We start from the raw sequence: 17,887 nt of genomic DNA, 5'->3' as shown, positions 1-17,887 counted from the left end.
CATGGGCGGTACAGGCAGGGAGAGAGAAGGTTCGGTTGTCACCGAAAAAAAGCAGCAGACCAAGCGCCCTTCCATGTACAAGGTGCTGTTGCACAATGACGACTATACCACCATGGATTTCGTGGTCATGGTGTTGCAAACGATATTTCATAAAAGCGTGGAAGAGGCCAACCAGATCATGCTCAATGTCCATGAACGGGGGGTTGGGGTGGCAGGAGTGTACCCGCGCGATGTTGCGGAAACCAAGGTGATTTTGGTCCATGACCTTGCCCGGAAGAACGAATACCCCTTAAAATGTTCCTTTGAAAAGGCGTAAGGGGTGCAAGTGAGGAGTGCGAGATGATCAATGCGAAGTTGGAAATAGCCCTGGTGCGAGCCATCCGGGAGGCAAAAATCCGTAGGCACGAACATGTCACGGTCGAGCATATTTTGTATGGCCTGTTGGATGACGAGCTTGCCGCCAGGGCGATAGTGGTCTGCGGCGGCGATCCCGAGGGGATGAAGAAGCGGCTGGAGGAATTTTTCGCCTCCAACCTGCCCATGGTCAAGGAAGGCATTGTCCACGATCCCGTCCAGACCCTCGGTTTCAACCGGGTCTTGCAGCGGGCCATTGCCCATGTGCAGAGTTGCGGAAAAAAAGAGGTGGATGCCGGGGATGTCTTGGCCGCCATCTTTGCCGAGGCCGAGTCCTTTGCCGTCTATTTTCTCCATTCCGAAGGGGTCAGCAAGCTGGATGTGACGGAATATCTTTCCCACGGTCTTGAGCGGGAGGAACAGCCCCAGGAGGAAAAGAAGTCGGAGGAGAAGGGCGCGGAGAAAAGCAAGGAAAACGAGGCCCTGGAAAAATACACCATCAACTTCAGTGAGCGGGCTGCCCAGGGATTGATCGATCCCCTGATCGGCCGGACCGCGGAATTGAAGCGGGTGATGCAGACCCTGTGCCGCCGGCGCAAGAACAACCCGCTGCTGGTGGGGGAGCCGGGGGTTGGGAAAACCGCCATTGCCGAAGGCTTGGCCCTGCAGGTTTATGAAGGCAAGGTGCCTGATCTGCTGCAGGGGGTGGAGATCCGCTTGCTGGACATGGGCGGGCTGCTCTCCGGCACCAAGTATCGGGGCGATTTTGAGCAGCGCCTCAAGGCGGTGATCTCCGCGGTGGAAAAGGAGCCGCACATCATTCTCTTCATCGACGAGATTCACACCATTGTCGGCGCCGGCGCAACCAGCGGCGGCAGCATGGACGCCTCCAATCTCCTCAAGCCGGCTCTCCAGGCCGGGAGTCTCCGCTGCATCGGTTCGACCACCTATGAGGAATACAAAAACTATATTGAAAAGGACCGCGCCCTTTCCCGGCGCTTTCAGAAGATTGACATCGAGGAGCCCAGCGTGGCCGAGACCTATGCCATCCTGCAAGGGTTGCTGCCCCGCTACGAGGCGCATCACGGAATCAGCTACTCGGCTCCGGCGGTAAAGGCCACGGCGGAACTGGCCAGCCGGTACATCACCGATCGTTTTCTGCCCGACAAGGCCATCGACGTGCTGGACGAGATCGGTGCCGCTTTCCGCTTGGCCGGGGGTCCTGCAGGCAAGCGGCGTCCCGTGACGGTGCGCGATGTGGAAAAGGTGGTCTCCCGCTTGGCCCGGGTCCCGGCAAGAAGCGTCAGCGGCTCCGACCTGATCCATCTGAAGGAACTCGATACGGTCTTAAAAAAGTCCATCTTCGGTCAGGACCATGCGCTCAGCGCCTTGGTCACCGCAGTGAAGCGTTCCCGGGCCGGGTTGAAGCAGAAGGAGGGACCCACCGGTTCCTTCCTTTTTGCCGGCCCCACCGGGGTCGGCAAGACCGAGGTCGCCAAGCAGCTGGCTGCGGCTCTCTCCGTGCATTTTGAACGCTTCGACATGAGCGAGTACATGGAAAAACACGCGGTCTCCCGGCTCATCGGGGCGCCTCCCGGCTATGTCGGTTTCGATCAGGGCGGGCTTTTGACCGACGCCATCCGAAAGCATCCGTACTGCGTGCTCCTGCTGGACGAGATTGAAAAGGCCCACCCGGACCTGTTCAGCATATTGTTGCAGGTCATGGACCACTCGACCCTGACGGACAATGCCGGGCGCAAGGCGGATTTTCGCAATGTGATCCTGATCATGACCACCAATGCCGGAGCCCGCGAGCTGAGCGAGCGCGCCATCGGCTTTACCGGGGACAGCAAGGGACGCAACGAGCGGGCCTTGAAAAATCTTTTTGCCCCCGAGTTCAGAAACCGGCTGGACGCGATCATTACCTTCAACTCGTTGAATGGTGTCCTCATGGAGCAGATCGTGGACAAGATGATCGAGGAATTGCAGGCCCAGCTGGCCGAACGCAAGGTGACGATCAGCCTCAGCAACAGTGCCAGGAGCTGGCTGGCTACCAAGGGGTATGATCCGGAATTCGGGGCGCGGCCGTTGAGAAGGCTTATCCTGCAAGAGGTGGGGGATGCCCTGACCGAAGAGCTGCTCTTTGGCCGTTTGGTCAAGGGGGGCAGTGTCCGGATCGGGGTCAAGGGTGATCGGTTGACCTATCAATATGGGGGCAAGGGCAAGGCCGGGCAGGAAGAGATGGCCCGTAAGCCTTCCCGGGCAAAATAAGGCGAACTTTTTGTCTGTTCGGTTGTCTTTGAAATAGAGCGTTGGCGCCCTGCGGAAATGGTGCGGGGCGCTTTTTTATGTCCGCAAAGAATGAAAAGAGGGAGGGTGTTGCGCGTATGGGTGAGGCAATGAAGTGGCGGAATTTTTTGGTGAGCGGGCTGTGTCTGGTGGCGCTTGTTGCCTGTAATAATCAAAAGCCGGAGAGCAAGGCGGCTGCGGAGCCGGTTGCGGCGGAAGGCGGAAGCCCGCAGGCCAACCCGGTCGGCGGTATCCAGGGGCAGGCCAAGGAAGTGCTCCAGGGCGGCGGCTTCACCTATGTGCTGATTGCGGCCGAAAAGGGAGAAACCTGGGTGGCGGTGCCGGAGACCAAGGTTGCGGTGGGTGAAGCATGTAACGTTGCCGGAGGGCAGGTCATGCAGAACTTTCCCAGCAAGAGCCTGAACCGCACCTTTGCCGAGATTGTTTTTGCCCCGGGCCTTGAAGGCAAAAAGGCGGAGATGGCCGGCGGACCCCATGGCGGCGAGAGTGGTGTTGGGACCCCTGCGGCACAGCCGGCTACGGCCGGAGCCCCGGCGCATGGTGGCTCTTTTGGCGCGGCCATGCAGCAGGAAGCAGGCGGTGCCCCAGCCGCGCCCTCTGCCGGAATGGGCGAGGCGGCTCCGGGCAGCGGCAAGGCCGTGGTTCCTTTTGTGGAGCTGAAGATTGCCAAGGCCAGTGGCGACAACGGTTTCACCGTTGCGGATCTTTTTGCCAAGGGTGGAAGCCTCAATGGTAAAAAGGTGAAGATCAAGGGGCAGGTGGTCAAGTTTTCTCCGATGATCATGGGGAAAAACTGGCTGCATCTCCAGGATGGCACCGGCGATCCCTTGAAGAACAGCCATGATCTGGTGGTGACCTCCGCGGGCAAGGCGGAAAAGGGCGATATCGTTACGGTGGAAGGCGTGCTGGCCGCGGACAAGGATTTTGGCGCCGGGTACAAGTATGCGGTCATTGTTGAAGACGTGACCATTACCCGTTAATCCGAACCATGCAGGACACCTCTCCAAAGAGGGTCGCCATCGTCGGCCCCGGCGCCCTCGGGTGCCTGCTGGGCGCCACCCTGTGCCGGGTGGGGGCGGAAATCTGGGTGCTGGACCATGACAGCCAACGGGCTGGACTGCTCCAGCACTCGGGCCTCACCCTTGAGCGTGCGGGTCGTTGCGAGCATTTTTCGATTCAGGCGACCGCCGACCCGCAGCGGATCGGGCCGGTGGATCTGGTCCTGCTCTGTGTCAAATCCCCGGCTCTGCGCCGGACCCTTCCTTCTTTATTCCCTCTGCTCACGGAAAAGACCCTGCTGCTTGCCTGGCAAAACGGCATCGCGCATCTGCCGATCCTCCTCGAGGCAGTGCTTCCAGGTCCGGTTGCCCTGGCGGTGACCTCCCTGGGCGCGCATCTGCTCGCGCCGGGGCAGGTGTGTTTCGGGGGGGCGGGGGCAACCACTCTTGGCTTTCTGCGCGAGGCATCGCCGGAAGCAAAAGAGGGGCTGGATGCGGCCGCGGAACTGATGCGGACGGCAGGCTTGGAGGTGCGGGTCGAGACGGACATCCTGGCCCAGGTCTGGAACAAGCTGCTGGTCAACGTGGGGATCAATGGACTTACCGCCATTTATAACTGCAACAACGGGGAACTGCTGCACAACCAGGCGGCGCTTGCTGTGTTGCAGGCCGCTGTTCTGGAAGCGGCCGATGTTGCCCGGGCCAAAGGGATAGCCATTGCTCCCGAGCCGGTGGCCAGGACCCTCGCGGTTTGCCGGGCCACCGCAGACAATATTTCCTCCATGCTCCAGGATGTGCGGCAAAAAAGAGAGACCGAAATCGAGGGGATCAACGGGGCGGTGCTGGCAGAGGCCCGCCGGCTGGGGATTGCGGCGCCGGTCAACGCGCAACTCTTTGCCGCGGTAAAGGCGCTGGAAAAAAGGTATCTCGCGGGATAAAGAACGGTTTTTGGCCTATTTTTTCGTGATTCTCCTTGACAACTTCCGCTATTCTAATAAAAGTAGTAGGTTTCGTGGCTGCGGGGCAGTCTTTTTTTTACCGAAAATTATGAGGAGTTGGCATGTCAAATTATCTCTTTACCTCGGAGTCTGTTTCAGAAGGCCATCCGGACAAGGTAGCAGACCAGATCTCGGATGCCGTCCTCGACGCCATTCTCACCCAGGACCCAAAAGCCAGGGTCGCTTGTGAAACTCTGGTAACCACCGGCATGGCCCTGATTGCCGGCGAGATCACCACCACCGCCTGGGTGGATATGCCTGCGGTGGTCCGGGAGACCGTGCGGGAAATCGGCTACAATTCCTCGGAGATGGGTTTTGACTGGCAGTCCTGTGCGGTGCTCACCAGCATCGGCAAGCAGTCCCCTGATATTGCCCAGGGCGTGGACGAAGGGAGCGGCCTGGACCTCGATCAGGGGGCCGGCGACCAGGGGTTGATGTTCGGCTATGCCTGTACCGAAACCCGGGTGCTGATGCCCATGCCCATCACCTATGCCCATCGGCTCATGAAGCGGCAGGCCGAGGTACGCAAGGCAGGGCTTCTGCCTTGGCTGCGTCCGGACGCGAAAAGTCAGGTCACCATTGAATATGAAAACAAAAAGCCCAAGCGGGTCGAGGCCATTGTCCTCTCCACCCAGCATTCCCCCGAGGTTGACTACGAGGATCTCAAGGCCGGCGTCATGGAGGAGATCATCAAGCCCATTATTCCTGCCGAGATGGTGGATAAGAACACCAAGTATTTCATCAATCCCACCGGTCGTTTTGTTATCGGCGGCCCGGTCGGCGATTGCGGCGTGACCGGCCGCAAGATCATCGTTGACACCTATGGCGGCATGGGTTCCCACGGCGGCGGCGCTTTTTCCGGCAAGGATCCTTCCAAGGTGGACCGTTCCTCTTCTTACATGGGCCGTTATGTGGCCAAGAATCTGGTGGCCGCCGGGATCGCCACCGAGCTTGAGGTGCAGATCGCCTATGCCATCGGCATTTCCAAGCCGGTCTCCATCAATGTCAACTCCTTCGGCACCGGCAAGATCAGCGACGAGCGGATCAGGCAGCTCATCAACGAGCATTTTGACCTGCGGCCCAAGGCCATTATTCAGCACCTTGACCTCCTGCGGCCGATTTATCGGAAAACCGCAGCCTACGGCCATTTCGGCCGGGAGCGGGAAGAGTTCACCTGGGAGCGCACCGACAAGGCCGAGGCCTTGAAGGATGCCGCCGGAATCAAATAACCAACGACTCATCCTGCGCCAAGGCGCAGTCAGGAGGAAATACCGATGAAGGCTCCAGCAAAAAAAGCACCAGTAAAAAAGGTCCCTGCCAAAAAAGTACCGGCCAAAAAACTGACCGATTGCAAGGTTGCGGACATGAGTCTGGCCGATTGGGGCCGCAAGGAAATCCGTATCGCGGAAACCGAGATGCCAGGGCTCATGGCCCTGCGCGAGGAATTCGGCAAGAAGAAGCCCCTCAAGGGGGCACGGATCTCCGGTTCCCTGCACATGACCATCCAGACCGCGGTCCTGATCGAGACCCTGGTTGAGCTGGGTGCCCAGGTGCGTTGGGCCTCCTGCAATATCTTTTCCACCCAGGACCATGCCGCCGCCGCCATCGCCGCGGCAGGGATCCCGGTCTATGCCTGGAAGGGGGAAACCATCGAGGAATACTGGTGGTGCACAGAAAAGGCCCTCACCTGGCCGGACGGCAACCCGCCTAATATGATCCTCGACGATGGCGGCGACGCCACCCTGCTGGTGCACAAGGGTGCCGAATTTGAGAAGGGTGGCAAGGTGCCTGCCGCCAAGAAAAGCGACAATGAGGAGTACCAGGCGGTTTTGGCCGTGCTCAAGCAGGACTTTGCCGCGGACAAGAAAAAGTGGACCAACGCTGCCAAGGCTATCCGCGGGGTGACCGAAGAAACCACCACCGGGGTGCATCGCCTCTACCAGATGGAAAAGGCGGGCGGGCTATTGTTCCCGGCGATGAACGTCAATGATTCGGTGACCAAGTCCAAGTTCGACAACCTCTACGGCTGCCGCGAATCCTTGATGGACGGGATCAAGCGCGCCACCGACGTGATGGTGGCCGGCAAGCTTGCGGTGATCCTCGGCTACGGCGACGTGGGCAAGGGCTGTGCCCAGGCCTTCCGCGGCTTGGGAGCGCAGGTTTGGGTAACGGAGATCGACCCGATCTGCGCGCTCCAGGCCGCGATGGAAGGGTACCGGGTGATGACCATGGAAGAGGCCGCAAGCCAGGGCGATATCTTCGTCACCTGCACCGGCAACGAGAAGGTCATCAACCACGGACACATGAAGGCGATGAAGGACGAGGCCATTGTCTGCAATATCGGGCATTTTGATTCGGAGATCGATGTTGCCTCCGTGCGCAAGTACACCTGGGAGAACATCAAACCCCAGGTGGATCACATCATCTTCCCCGACGGCAAGAAGATCACCCTGCTGGCCGAAGGCCGTTTGGTGAACCTGGGCTGCGCCACCGGCCACCCGAGCTTCGTGATGTCCGCCTCCTTCACCAATCAGGTGCTGGCCCAGATCGAGCTTTTTGCCAATGCCAAGAAGTACGAGAAGAAGGTCTATGTATTGCCCAAGGTGCTGGACGAGAAGGTGGCGCGTCTCCATCTCAAGAAGCTCGGCGTGCATCTCTCCGAGCTGTCCAAGGTTCAGGCCGCGTATATCGATGTGCCGGTGGGCGGGCCATACAAGGCGGACCATTACCGCTACTAGTTCATCGTTTTCCCTGCAATGCAAATGGCGCCTTCCCAGTCGGGAGGCGCCATTTTTTGTGGCTTAATGCTCAAGGCTGATACGAGGCGTAGTGTCGGTTCGGTTTCAGCGTGGGATCAATTATGGCCTTGCGGCGTGCAGCCACTGTGCAAAGGTCTGGCCGTTGATCTCCCGAGCGAGCAGATCCTGGAGAAGCGGTTCGACGAGGGGTTGTTCGTCCGGGGCAATGAGGAAGCCGGGAATGGGGCTCGTGGCTTGGCCATAGCCCTCCGCTTGCCCGCTGTGCAGCCCGGCCAGCAGTTCCACCATGGTGCCCCAGCACCCGCCGTTACCCAGATGTTCGATGTATTGCAGCAGGACGGTCGCGCCGGCGAGATACCCCGGCGGCATATCCGCTACGCCGCTGGCGGCGCAGGGGTCCAGGGAGGCAAAAAGTCGGCAGCCAAAGGGGCGCACCGGATAGATGGTGCAGCTTTCCTCCTTGAGAAACGGGCAGGGGCGCAGGTCCCAATTTTCCGGCTCCTCCAGCTCTTCGCCCCGGAGATGGGCGGCGACGAAGGTGTTGGTGGTACATTGCACCGTCCGGCTTGATGGTGCCGAAAATGCGGGGTCAGCCAGTTCGGCTTGGCGACCGGCCTCGGCCAGAAAGGTCATGATCCCCTCCCCTTCCAGGCTGGTCATGGTGACACTCCGGGTGCAGCAGGTGGCGCATCCCTTGTGGCAGGAAAAGGTGAATTTTTCCGCCCATCCGGCAAAGGCGTCGTAAAGGGCGGTGAGCAATTGCTGCTGGATCGAACGGGAAATCATGGTAAGGAGGGTTCCTTTCGCTGAAACTCGGTTTTTCTTTGTGAGCGATGCGTGTTATTCCTGGGCCAGGGAGATATCCCCGGAAATAACGGAATGGATCCGTCCCTGATTATCCCGGATATGGAGAAACCCTTCATCGTCCGGGCCAAGGGAGATGCCGGTGATGATCTTCCCCTGGGTGTTGCCCCAGGAGACCTGGTGACCGGCGTGGATATCCCGTTGTCGCCACTCGGTCAGGATGGCCGGAAAATCGCCCTGTTCGAGCCGAGCCACCGCCAGGTCGAGTTCGGCAAGGATGGCGGCGAGCAGGGGGCCACGGTCATGCGGGATGCCGGTTTCCGCCAGCAGCGAGGTGGCCTTGGATCGGAGTTCGCCCGTAAATGCTTCCGCCGGTATATTCACGTTGAGGCCGATGCCAATCACCACCGCGGTTTGTCCGGCTCCTGATACGGCCTGGGTTTCCGTAAGGATGCCGCCGCATTTCTTGCCGTGCAGGAAGATGTCGTTGGGCCATTTCAGTCCGGGCTGGCAATGGCTGTGCCCTTCCAGAGCTTTGCACAGGGCAAGGCCTGCGGCCAGGGTAAGCTTGGGAAAATCCTCAGGGGAAAGACGCGGGCGCAGGATCAGGGAAAAGTAGAGCCCGGTTCCGGGCGGTGACAGCCAAATTCTGCCTGCAAGACGGCCCCGGCCAGCGGTTTGGTTGTCGGCCACGATCAGGGTCCCGTCTGGGGCTCCGGTGTTGCTCAGGATCAGAGCGAGATCGTTGGTTGAGCCGGTGCTGGTGAAAAACTGGACCGGGTGTCGGCCAAGCTCGCCGCTCAGGATCATGGTTTGCCACAGATTGTCAGGCATGCTTTCTTGAGGAGTTCTCTTTGGGTTTTTTAGTTTATGCCGCTTAAGCGGCCAGTTGTTCAGGCCGCCGGGGTTGGGAAAGTCGAAACATTTCCAAAACGTCTTTTTTCGCGTGGTGCTCCACGGAAGATCAAGTCCTGTCCACGGGGGAGAGGCTGTCTTGCTCTGACAGAAGGGCGTTCCGGCAAACCATCACAGCCGTCGGTTGGATGCGGTGATAATTTTAGCCAAAAAATCTTCATCTATACTCCCCTGTACCGTTGTCTCTTGCATCTGTTCTGCCCAGCCGGCAATTTGACTCAAGGCATCGCGCTGTTCCAAAATGATATTTTCCCAGGCCCTTCGCTCATGAAAAAAAGAATCAATATTCTCCTGCAATACTTGTAGAAGCATCCCTTTGGTTTCTGCACTGAGGCACTGGCTCGCCCCCTCCTGCTCCTCGATAATATTGAGGAATTTGGCCCTGAAGCTGTTATGTGACGAAATGGCGTTCGCGGGGTTCAAGGTCTGTTGATAGGAAAGAATTCGTGCAAGTTTTTTCTTGATATCTTGAGGCCGGACCGGCTTGTCTAAATAATCAAAAGCACCAAGCCGCATGGCCTCGATGGCCGAATCCACCGTGCTGAAGGCGGTTACCATGATGACGGCACAGGCAGGGTTGGACTCCTTGGCGAATTTGATGACATCAAGACCACCCTCAGTAGGGTGCTCGGTGCCGGGCATGTTTTTGTCCGTCACCACGGCATGGAATTGCTGCTCACTTAAAAGCGCGATGGCTGAGGCCGCGTCATGGGCGGTCATGGTTTCGCAGTTTTGATTTTGTAACCCTAGCCGAATAACCTCGCGGGAAGTGGGTTCATCGTCAACGACCAATATACGAATTTTGATATCCATGTCCACTGGCGCAACCATTGTTCTCTCCTTCGGGATACCGATTACAAGGGTCTTTTCTGCGTGCCCGGTGATTTAACCAAAACATCACCGCTCTCAATATATAGCGAGACGGTCCGGGAAATACTGCCACCCGTATCCTGTTTTACCACAGGGATATGAAGGCGATGCAGTGTCTGGAGTATTTCTCGGAGAATCCTTTCGCCAAAGTGAAACGGATTCTTGATTTTTATGACCGCGGCACCACCAACCAATTTGGCTATAATTCCCGAGCTATCCGAGGAAGAGAGACCAGCTGCGGCACAAACTTCCCTCTGCAGCATGGGGACCGCTGAACTGGCATAGTATCCCTTCCCGTGCTTTTTCCCAACATGGCAAAGCGGATCTGGCAGGACAATATGGACAAGCCCCATGGTTCTTGACATCGGATGGTGAAGTATCAAGGCAACGCAGGAACCAAGGGCATAGGTGCGCAAGATATCTTCACGATTATTGGAGACGGCCCAGCCTCCGATTCCTACCACCTTCAGATTGCTCATGTCCTTTTGCGCGTCAATCGATTCTCCAAAGAGGATCATGAGTAATTCATGCTATCATCTTCTCTCCCCGCCCCCAAAAACTCCCAGGGAAAAAAAGGTTCGCCATCACTCCTAAAAAGAGGGCTTAGCGAAAGCCAAGGAGAACCGGGCAGTGATCCGAGCCCATTATATCATTTAAAATAGCAACCTCCGTCACTCGCTTTGTGCTCTTTTGATCCACGCAGAAATAATCGATCCGCCAGCCGAGGTTCCTCTCCCTGGCGTTGAAGCGGTAACTCCACCAAGTGTATCGGCCCGGCTCCTGGTTGAACATCCGAAAGGTGTCCACAAAACCGGTCCCAAGAAACTCGTCCATCCAGGCCCGTTCTTGCGGGGCATAGCCCGGATTCTTTTCGTTCTGTTTGGGGTTGGTCAGGTCGATCTCCTTGTGCGCCACGTTGAAATCCCCGCAGATCACCACCGACTTCTGCTTGGCCAGGGTGTTGGCAAAGGTCTGCAGATCGCGGTTGAACTGGAGTTTGTAGTCCATGCGGAGCAGCCCGTGTTGGGCATTGGGAAAATAGGCGTTTATGAAATAGAAATCAGCAAACTCCAGGGTCAGCACCCTGCCTTCATAATCGTGGTCTTTGTGGTCGATGCCGTAGATCACCGAGAGAGGTTCCTCCTTGCTGTAGGTCGCCACCCCGGCATAGCCTTTTTTCTGGGCGGAAAACCAGTAGGCGGTGTAGCCGGGGATGTTTTTGATCGTTTCCGAAAGTTGCTCCGGCTGGGCCTTGATCTCCTGGAGCGCCACCAGATCGGCGTTCAAATTGGCAAGAATCTCGACAAAGCCCTTTTTTTCCACAGCCCGGAGACCGTTGACGTTCCAGGAAACAAATTTCCGCATGCCAGCCTCATTTTTTTTTCGGCTCTTGCCCTCTATTTTTCGCGGACGTACTCCGAGCTGCGGGCAAAACCGGGCGATGACGCAGCGGTCGCAGTGGGGGGCCACCGGCCTGCAGGTGCCCTGGCCAAAGGCCACCAGGGTGGAGTTGATGCTCAGCCAATATTCGGGGGGCAGCTTTTCCCTGAGCGCCATCTCGGTTTCCAGCGGGGTTTTGGTTTCCACGTATCCCCAGATGTTCATGATCCGGTGGACATGGGTGTCCACGCAGATCGCCGGTTTTTTGAAGGCCACCGCCACCACCAGGTTGGCGGTCTTGCGGCCTACGCCGGGCAGTCGGGTGAGGGGTTCTACTTCGTCGGGGATTTGGTTGTTAAACTCGCTGGCCAACACGCCGGGAAGGCGGGCGAGAAACTTGGCCTTGTTTTTGTAAAATCCCACCGGGAAGATCAGCTTGGTTAGGCGCTCTTCGCTCAAGTCCGCCAGTCCGGCCAGATCCGGAGCTTCCTTGAACAATTTCGCCGCAGCCTTGGCCGTGGTTTCATCTTTGGTCCGGGCCGAGAGGATGGTGGCTACCAGAACCTTGTACGGATCCTTGGTTTGCACGCCAATAAGATCGACAATGGGCACCGCATATCCCGCGACCTCTTTGGCGAGGATTTGTAAAACGTCTGGTATTGAAAATTGCATCATTTACTCCAGGGGAAATGTTGCACAATGCAGCGAGCAAAAGTGTTTGCGCATCATTTTTTATGAATGATGCAGAATGCAATAGCTCTGTTTCAGAGAGAAACAGTTTTTTCTTGACACCACTTTTTGAGAGCAGTAAGCATACCGAAAATTTATGGAAAAAGCCACCGCTGCCGAGGTGGGGAAAGTTGAAGCCTGCCGGATCCAGCGAAGATTGTCCTCGGTTGTATGGCAAACGTTTATCGTGCTGATTCATTATTTATATATTTTTTACTTTGGCTTTAGCAAAGACAAGGAGGAAACAAGGATGCAAGGAACGATCAAGGAAAAGGCGGGGATGCTGTTTGTCTCTCTCATGTGTGCCATTATGTTGAGCCCGGCCTGGGCTTTGGCAAGCGAAGCGGTTGATATGGCACAGATTCCGGCTGCGGGTGATCCGGGTTGGTGGAAGTGGCCGGTGATTCTGCTGTTTGTCACCTTTGTCATGGGCATCATCGCGGTGCTTGGCGGGGTTGGCGGCGGGGTGCTGTTCGTGCCCATTATCGGCGGATTTTTTCCGTTTCACCTTGATTTTGTCCGCGGCGCCGGTCTGCTCGTCGCCCTGTGCGGCGCCTTGGCCGCCGGCCCTGGCCTGCTGAAGGCCAATCTTGCCAGCCTGCGTCTGGCCATGCCGGTGGCGCTCATCGCCTCCACCATGGCCATTGTCGGCGCCATGGTCGGCTTGGCCCTGCCCACCCACATTGTTCAGCTTTCCCTGGGCGGCACCATCCTCGGTATCGTGGCGATCATGCTCACCGCCAAGAAATCAACGGTGCCGGATGTTCCCCATGCGGATGCACTTTCTTCCGCCCTGCGCATCACCGGGGTTTTTTATGAGCCGACCACCAAGGAAGAGATCAACTGGAAGATCCATCGCACCATTCCCGGCTTGCTGACCTTCATCATCATCGGTTTCATGGCCGGGATGTTCGGTCTCGGCGCCGGTTGGGCCAACGTGCCGGTATTGAACCTCATGATGGGCGCCCCGCTCAAGATCAGCGTCGCCACCTCCAAGTTCCTGCTCTCCATTACCGATACCTCCGCCGCCTGGATTTACCTGAACAAGGGGTGCTTGATCCCCATGATCGTTGTGCCTTCGCTCATCGGCATCATGCTGGGTTCGTTCGTCGGGGTGCGCTTATTGAAGGTTGCCAAGCCAACCTTTATTCGTTGGATGGTTATCGTCATTCTCCTCTTTGCCGGCCTGAAAGCGGTACAGAAGGGACTGAGCACCATGGGCTATAACCTATTTTAGACTATTTCCTGGAGGATTCTACCATGTCAAATAAAAATACCCAAGCAACCGAGGAACAGCTCCAGTACGCCGCTATTCTTGAAAAAGGCATGTACGCAGGACTGGCCCTCATGGTCATCACCTTTGCCCTCTATGTGCTGCGCGTTCTGCCGCCGATCGTGCCCCGGAGCGAGATCTCCACCTACTGGAGCATGCCGGTGCACGACTATCTGGTGGCCATCAACACCAATTTTCTCCACTGGGAAACCCTGCCCACCGGCTGGTCCTGGATGAAACTCCTCGGCTATGGCGATTTTTTGAACTTTCTCCCGGTGGCCATCCTTGCCGGGGTCACCATTCTTTGCTACATGGTCATCACTCCGGGGCTTTTCGCCAGGGGCGACAAGGCCATGGCATTCATGGCCATAGCCGAGGCGGTAATTCTGACTCTGGCGGCCAGCGGGCTGCTTTCCGTCGGGCATTGATTTTTAGAAAATAGGTTCTGAAAAAAGCCATCCCGCCTTGCGGCGGGATGGCTTTTTTTGTTTTATGGTCCAGAGGATAGGGGCGCAGAAACAGGGAATGGTGTTATTCGTAAAGTTTTGGGCTGAGGCAGCCGTTATTGCCCTTGCAGGCCAAGGCGTGCAGGTCTGTTTGCTGGAGCATGGCAGGGGAACGAGGAGGACCGTTTCCCCTTGACCGGTGATGATTTTCCGGTATGATTGGCACTGGTTATTTCTGTTGCGACTCAAGGGAGACGCCTTTCCTGACCCCGCCAACGAAGAAGGAATAAGGATCAATCGTGAAAAGACATTTTAACTTGCTTCGGGAATTTTCGGTCCCCCTGCTTTCCGGGGTTGTGGCCGCCCTGATTTGGGTGAACCTGGATGCCGAAGGCTATCACAGTTTCAACCATGCGCCGCTGTTCGGGCCGCTCAGCTTCCATTTCATCACCAATGAATTGTTCATGGTGTTGTTTTTCGGCATGGCCGCCGTGGAGATCACCCAGAGTTGCGTTCCCGGCGGGGATCTCTATCCCTTGCGCAAGGCGGTGAATCCGCTCTTGGCAACCATGGGCGGGGTGGTCGGGCCGGTGCTTGTCTACTTAGGGCTCAACGCGGTCATCGGCTCCCCCGCACTGCATGGGGGCTGGGGCATTCCCACCGCCACCGACATTGCCCTGGCTTGGTTGGCAGCCAGCTTGGTCTTCGGCAAAAGGCATCCCGCCATCGCTTTTCTGTTGCTGCTGGCCATCGCCGATGACGCCATCGGCTTGGCGATCATCGCGGTCTTTTACCCGGACCCGCTGCATCCCATTGCCCCGCAATGGCTGGGCCTTACTCTTGCCGGTATGGGCATCGCCTTTCTGTTGCGGCAGCGCAAGGCCGCCTCTTATTGGCCCTACCTGCTTATTGGCGGCGTGCTCAGTTGGGTCGGGTTATTCAAGGCCCATGTCCATCCGGCCCTGGCCCTGGCCTTTATTGTGCCCTTTTTGCCCCATCCCCCCAGGGAGCACAAGCATCTTTTCGAGGAAGACCCCCGGGACCTCTCTCCCCTTGCCAGCTTCGAGCATGAATGGAAGGTGGTGGTGGATTTCGGCTTGTTCATGTTCGGTCTGGCCAACGCCGGGGTGGAGTTTTCCGGCATCGGCGTGGCTACTTGGTTGGTTTTTGCTTCTCTCCTGATCGGTAAGACCGGCGGCATCTTCAGCATGGGCATGTTGGGCAAATGGCTGGGGTATCCGCTCCCTTCGCAGGTCGGGAAAAAGGAGCTGTTGCTGGTCGGTCTGATCGGGGGGCTGGGCTTAACGGTGGCCCTGTTCGTGGCCGGCGAGGCGTTTACCGATTTGCGCATTCAGGGCGCGGCCAAGATGGGAGCTTTGTTCAGCGGCGGCTGCGGCATAATTGCCTTTATTGTCGGGAGGCTGATGCAGGTGCGGCGTAAGCCGTGAGCGGCCGGTAATTCGTAGAGCCCCATTTTTTATTGACATGGTTGAGCCAGCCATTGTAAGCACAATGGAGTTTTTCTGTTGAGCCGCCTTGCTGCCTTGCCCAAGTGTGCTGGGGCAAGGGTAACCTCCTCCAGGTAGAATATATCCCTATGAAACAGCGAAAACTGAGAAAGCAAAGCGGTTTTTCCCTGATGGAGCTCTTGATCATCCTGATAATTCTCGGGTTGCTCGCCTCTTTGGTCGGGCCCAAGTTTTTTGGCACCCAGGGAAAGGCCCATCAGAAGACGGCCAAGACCCAGATCGAAATGCTCATGGCAGCCATGGCGGCCTTCCGCCATGACGTGGGCCGCTATCCGACCCAGCAGGAAGGTTTGGCCGCCTTGGCCGCCGATCCGGGGGTGAAGAAATGGGACGGCGCCTACCTGAAAAGGGCCGTGCCCAACGACCCTTGGGGAAATCCCTATCGCTACCGCAATCCCGGCGAGCACGGCGCCGTTGATATCTATTCCTACGGGCGGGATAACCAGCCCGGCGGGGAAAAAGAAAATACCGATATCGGCAGCTGGGAATAACCCTTTCCGCAAGAGGCCCAACTCAGGAAACTGCTCTGGAAGCAGTTCCATCTGAGCCAGGATAAGCCGTTCTCTTTTTATGCCGTGTGGCTATTTCTCCACCAGCCGCTCTAAAATCCTGTAGCTTCGCGCCACCATGTTTCTCGGCTCCACCATGAGTCCGGCCTGGATCATGGCATTGTCGAAGATCTGTTCCACCACGCTGGAAGCGACCTCCCCATCCTTTTCTTTCAACCCGGCCAGCCCCTTGATCAGGGGGTGGGTGGTGTTGATTTCAAGATTCTTGCCGCCGAACTGCTGGAGCCCTTGGCCGGAGGCGCGCATGATCCGTTCCATGCTGCTGGTGACAAAGCCGTCCGGGTTGACCACCATGGCCGGGCTGTCGGTGAGGCGTTTCGAGGCGATGACCTCTTTGACCTGCTCGCCCAGCACCTCCTTCATCCAGGTGGTCAGGGCTGCGGAGTCCGATTCCGGCATGGCCTCAGCCTGGGCTTTTTCCTTGTCCGCCTCGGTTTCTATCGCTGCTTCGGGAAGGTCGAGATCGCCGCAGTCGGCGGAGACCAGTTTTTTCTCTCCAAAGGAGCCGAGGTGGCTCATGGCGAAATCATCGATGGGCTCCAGGGTGTAGAGCACCTCGATATTGCGTTTCTTGAAGGCCTCGATGTAGGGGCCGTTTTCTATGGCTTCCCGGCTGGGGCCGTTGATGTAGAAAATCTCCTTCTGGTCCTCGGGCATGCGTTCCACATATTCGGCCAGGGAGGTGAAGATCCCGTCCTCGGTTTTGGAGGATTCGAAACGCAGGAGCTTGGCAGCCTCTTCGCGGTAGGCGAAGTCCGAGATCACCCCTTCCTTGATGAACATGCCGAAGTTTTTCCAGAACTCGGTGTATTTCTCCGGTTCGCTCTTGGCCAGCTCTTCCAGGAACTTGAGCAACCGTTTGGTCACCACCTTGTTGATCTTGGCGACCAGAGCGCTGTCTTGCAGGGCCTGGCGGGAGATATTGAGCGGCAGGTCTTCGCTGTCGATGACCCCGCGCAGGAAGCGGAGCCATTCCGGAAGGATGGTCTTGCTGTGCTGCTCGATCAAAACCCGCTGGCAGTAGAGATTGACCCCCGGCTCCATGCGCCCGAAACCCATGGCTTCGAGATTCTCCTTGGGGATGAAGAGCAGGGTCTTGATGGCCAGGGGGGCATCCGCGGAAAAATGAAGCCGGGCCAGGGGTTCGTCAAAGGCGTTGGCGATGAATTTGTAAAACTCGGTGTACGCCTCCTCGCTGATCTCGCTCTTGCCCAAGGTCCAGATGGCCTGCACCGTGTTGATTGCCTCGCCCTTGAGTTTGATGGGGAAGGGGACAAAGCTGGAATACTGCTTGATGATGCGGCGGATGGTCTGTTCGTTGGCGTATTCCTTGGCCTCGTCCGTGAGCTCGAGGACAATGGAGGTGCCGCGCCGGATGCCGGGGCACATGGCGATGGTGAAGGTGCCGCCGCCGTCGGAGATCCATTCGTGGCCCATGTCGTCCATGCGGAAGGAGCGGGATTTCACCGTAACCTTTTTGGCGACCATGAAGGCGGCATAAAAACCCACGCCGAACTGGCCGATGAGGTTCACCTCCTTGCGGTCGGTTTCGGAAAGCTTGGTGAAAAAGGTTTTGGAGCCGGAGTGGGCGATGGTGCCCAGATTGGCCTCCAGTTCGCCCCGGTCCATGCCGATGCCGGTATCGGTGATGGTGAGGGTGTTTGCCTTGTCGTCAAATTCGATACTGATTTCCAGGGGGATGTGGCTGTCGAAGACCTCCTGCTCCACCACGCTTTGGTGCCGGAATTTTTCCAGGGCGTCCGCGGCGTTGGAGATCAATTCGCGCAAGAAGATCTCCTTTTCCGTGTAAAGCGAATGGATCACGATATCGAGCATCTTTTTTACTTCGGTCTGAAACTCCTTGGTCTCTGTCTGGGGGGTGGTTTTCTCGGGACTCATTTTTTTTCTCTCTCTGCCTTTGAATCGTTGGGGCCATACGGGCGCGGGCGCCTG

16 protein-coding genes are annotated in these 17,887 nt (G+C 57.6%); 10 read left to right on the top strand and 6 right to left on the bottom strand.

The annotated features are described in order from the left end of the window. Position 1 precedes the first annotated feature (1 nt). From clpS to ahcY, 6 genes are all read left to right on the top strand, one after another. Positions 2 to 316, top strand: coding sequence for an ATP-dependent Clp protease adapter ClpS (clpS, locus tag OLX77_RS03945; RefSeq protein WP_307632288.1), 315 nt, complete (start codon positions 2 to 4; stop codon positions 314 to 316). 23 nt (positions 317 to 339) lie between these two features. After that, positions 340 to 2,625 (top strand): ATP-dependent Clp protease ATP-binding subunit ClpA, encoded by a 2,286-nt coding sequence (gene clpA, locus OLX77_RS03940; RefSeq protein WP_307632287.1) that lies wholly within the window; start codon positions 340 to 342, stop codon positions 2,623 to 2,625. 116 nt (positions 2,626 to 2,741) lie between these two features. Continuing rightward, positions 2,742 to 3,644, top strand: a complete 903-nt coding sequence (locus tag OLX77_RS03935; RefSeq protein ID WP_307632286.1) for a DNA-binding protein — start codon at positions 2,742 to 2,744, stop codon at positions 3,642 to 3,644. An 8-nt stretch (positions 3,645 to 3,652) separates the two neighbouring features. Further along, the gene (locus OLX77_RS03930; RefSeq protein ID WP_307632285.1) at positions 3,653 to 4,600 is read left to right on the top strand and encodes a ketopantoate reductase family protein; all 948 of its coding nucleotides are present in this window, start codon (positions 3,653 to 3,655) and stop codon (positions 4,598 to 4,600) included. A gap of 122 nt (positions 4,601 to 4,722) precedes the next feature. Then, entirely contained in the window at positions 4,723 to 5,889 is a 1,167-nt protein-coding gene (gene metK / locus OLX77_RS03925; protein ID WP_307632284.1) for a methionine adenosyltransferase, read from the top strand. A 135-nt stretch (positions 5,890 to 6,024) separates the two neighbouring features. Further along, positions 6,025 to 7,398 (top strand): adenosylhomocysteinase, encoded by a 1,374-nt coding sequence (ahcY, locus tag OLX77_RS03920; RefSeq protein WP_371877491.1) that lies wholly within the window; start codon positions 6,025 to 6,027, stop codon positions 7,396 to 7,398. A 120-nt stretch (positions 7,399 to 7,518) separates the two neighbouring features. Here the strand turns inward: ahcY and OLX77_RS03915 are convergent, their stop codons facing one another. From OLX77_RS03915 to OLX77_RS03895, 5 genes are all read right to left on the bottom strand, one after another. Beyond that, positions 7,519 to 8,205, bottom strand: coding sequence for a YkgJ family cysteine cluster protein (locus OLX77_RS03915; protein WP_307632283.1), 687 nt, complete (start codon positions 8,203 to 8,205; stop codon positions 7,519 to 7,521). A gap of 54 nt (positions 8,206 to 8,259) precedes the next feature. Continuing rightward, entirely contained in the window at positions 8,260 to 9,057 is a 798-nt protein-coding gene (locus tag OLX77_RS03910) for a biotin--[acetyl-CoA-carboxylase] ligase (protein ID WP_307632282.1), read from the bottom strand. Between the two features lie 192 nt (positions 9,058 to 9,249). Beyond that, on the bottom strand, positions 9,250 to 9,969 hold the full coding sequence (locus tag OLX77_RS03905) for a response regulator (RefSeq protein ID WP_307632281.1): 720 nt from the start codon (positions 9,967 to 9,969) through the stop codon (positions 9,250 to 9,252). Positions 9,970 to 9,992: 23 nt separating this feature from the next. Continuing rightward, the gene (locus OLX77_RS03900; RefSeq protein WP_307632280.1) at positions 9,993 to 10,526 is read right to left on the bottom strand and encodes a chemotaxis protein CheD; all 534 of its coding nucleotides are present in this window, start codon (positions 10,524 to 10,526) and stop codon (positions 9,993 to 9,995) included. An 85-nt stretch (positions 10,527 to 10,611) separates the two neighbouring features. Next, the gene (locus OLX77_RS03895) at positions 10,612 to 12,063 is read right to left on the bottom strand and encodes an exodeoxyribonuclease III (protein ID WP_307632279.1); all 1,452 of its coding nucleotides are present in this window, start codon (positions 12,061 to 12,063) and stop codon (positions 10,612 to 10,614) included. Positions 12,064 to 12,367: 304 nt separating this feature from the next. Here OLX77_RS03895 and OLX77_RS03890 point away from each other — a divergent pair, with 304 nt between their 5' ends. The 4 genes from OLX77_RS03890 to gspG all read left to right on the top strand — a co-directional run bounded on the left by OLX77_RS03890 (position 12,368) and on the right by gspG (position 15,856). After that, a complete protein-coding gene (locus tag OLX77_RS03890; protein ID WP_307632278.1) occupies positions 12,368 to 13,354 on the top strand; it encodes a sulfite exporter TauE/SafE family protein in 987 nt (328 codons plus the stop codon). Positions 13,355 to 13,377: 23 nt separating this feature from the next. Then, complete coding sequence (locus tag OLX77_RS03885; RefSeq protein WP_307632277.1) at positions 13,378 to 13,818, top strand: hypothetical protein; 441 nt, start codon at positions 13,378 to 13,380, stop codon at positions 13,816 to 13,818. Positions 13,819 to 14,135: 317 nt separating this feature from the next. Beyond that, positions 14,136 to 15,284: a Na+/H+ antiporter NhaA gene (locus OLX77_RS03880; protein ID WP_307632276.1), complete on the top strand. Its 1,149-nt coding sequence runs from the start codon at positions 14,136 to 14,138 to the stop codon at positions 15,282 to 15,284. A 149-nt stretch (positions 15,285 to 15,433) separates the two neighbouring features. Further along, the gene (gene gspG / locus OLX77_RS03875; RefSeq protein WP_307632275.1) at positions 15,434 to 15,856 is read left to right on the top strand and encodes a type II secretion system major pseudopilin GspG; all 423 of its coding nucleotides are present in this window, start codon (positions 15,434 to 15,436) and stop codon (positions 15,854 to 15,856) included. A gap of 90 nt (positions 15,857 to 15,946) precedes the next feature. Here the strand turns inward: gspG and htpG are convergent, their stop codons facing one another. Next, positions 15,947 to 17,833, bottom strand: a complete 1,887-nt coding sequence (gene htpG, locus OLX77_RS03870) for a molecular chaperone HtpG (protein ID WP_307632274.1) — start codon at positions 17,831 to 17,833, stop codon at positions 15,947 to 15,949. Positions 17,834 to 17,887: the final 54 nt, after the last annotated feature.

The organism is Thiovibrio frasassiensis, from assembly GCF_029607905.1.
Lineage (GTDB): Bacteria > Desulfobacterota > Desulfobulbia > Desulfobulbales > Desulfurivibrionaceae > Thiovibrio > Thiovibrio frasassiensis.
This window is presented reverse-complemented; position numbering and strand designations above follow the sequence as displayed.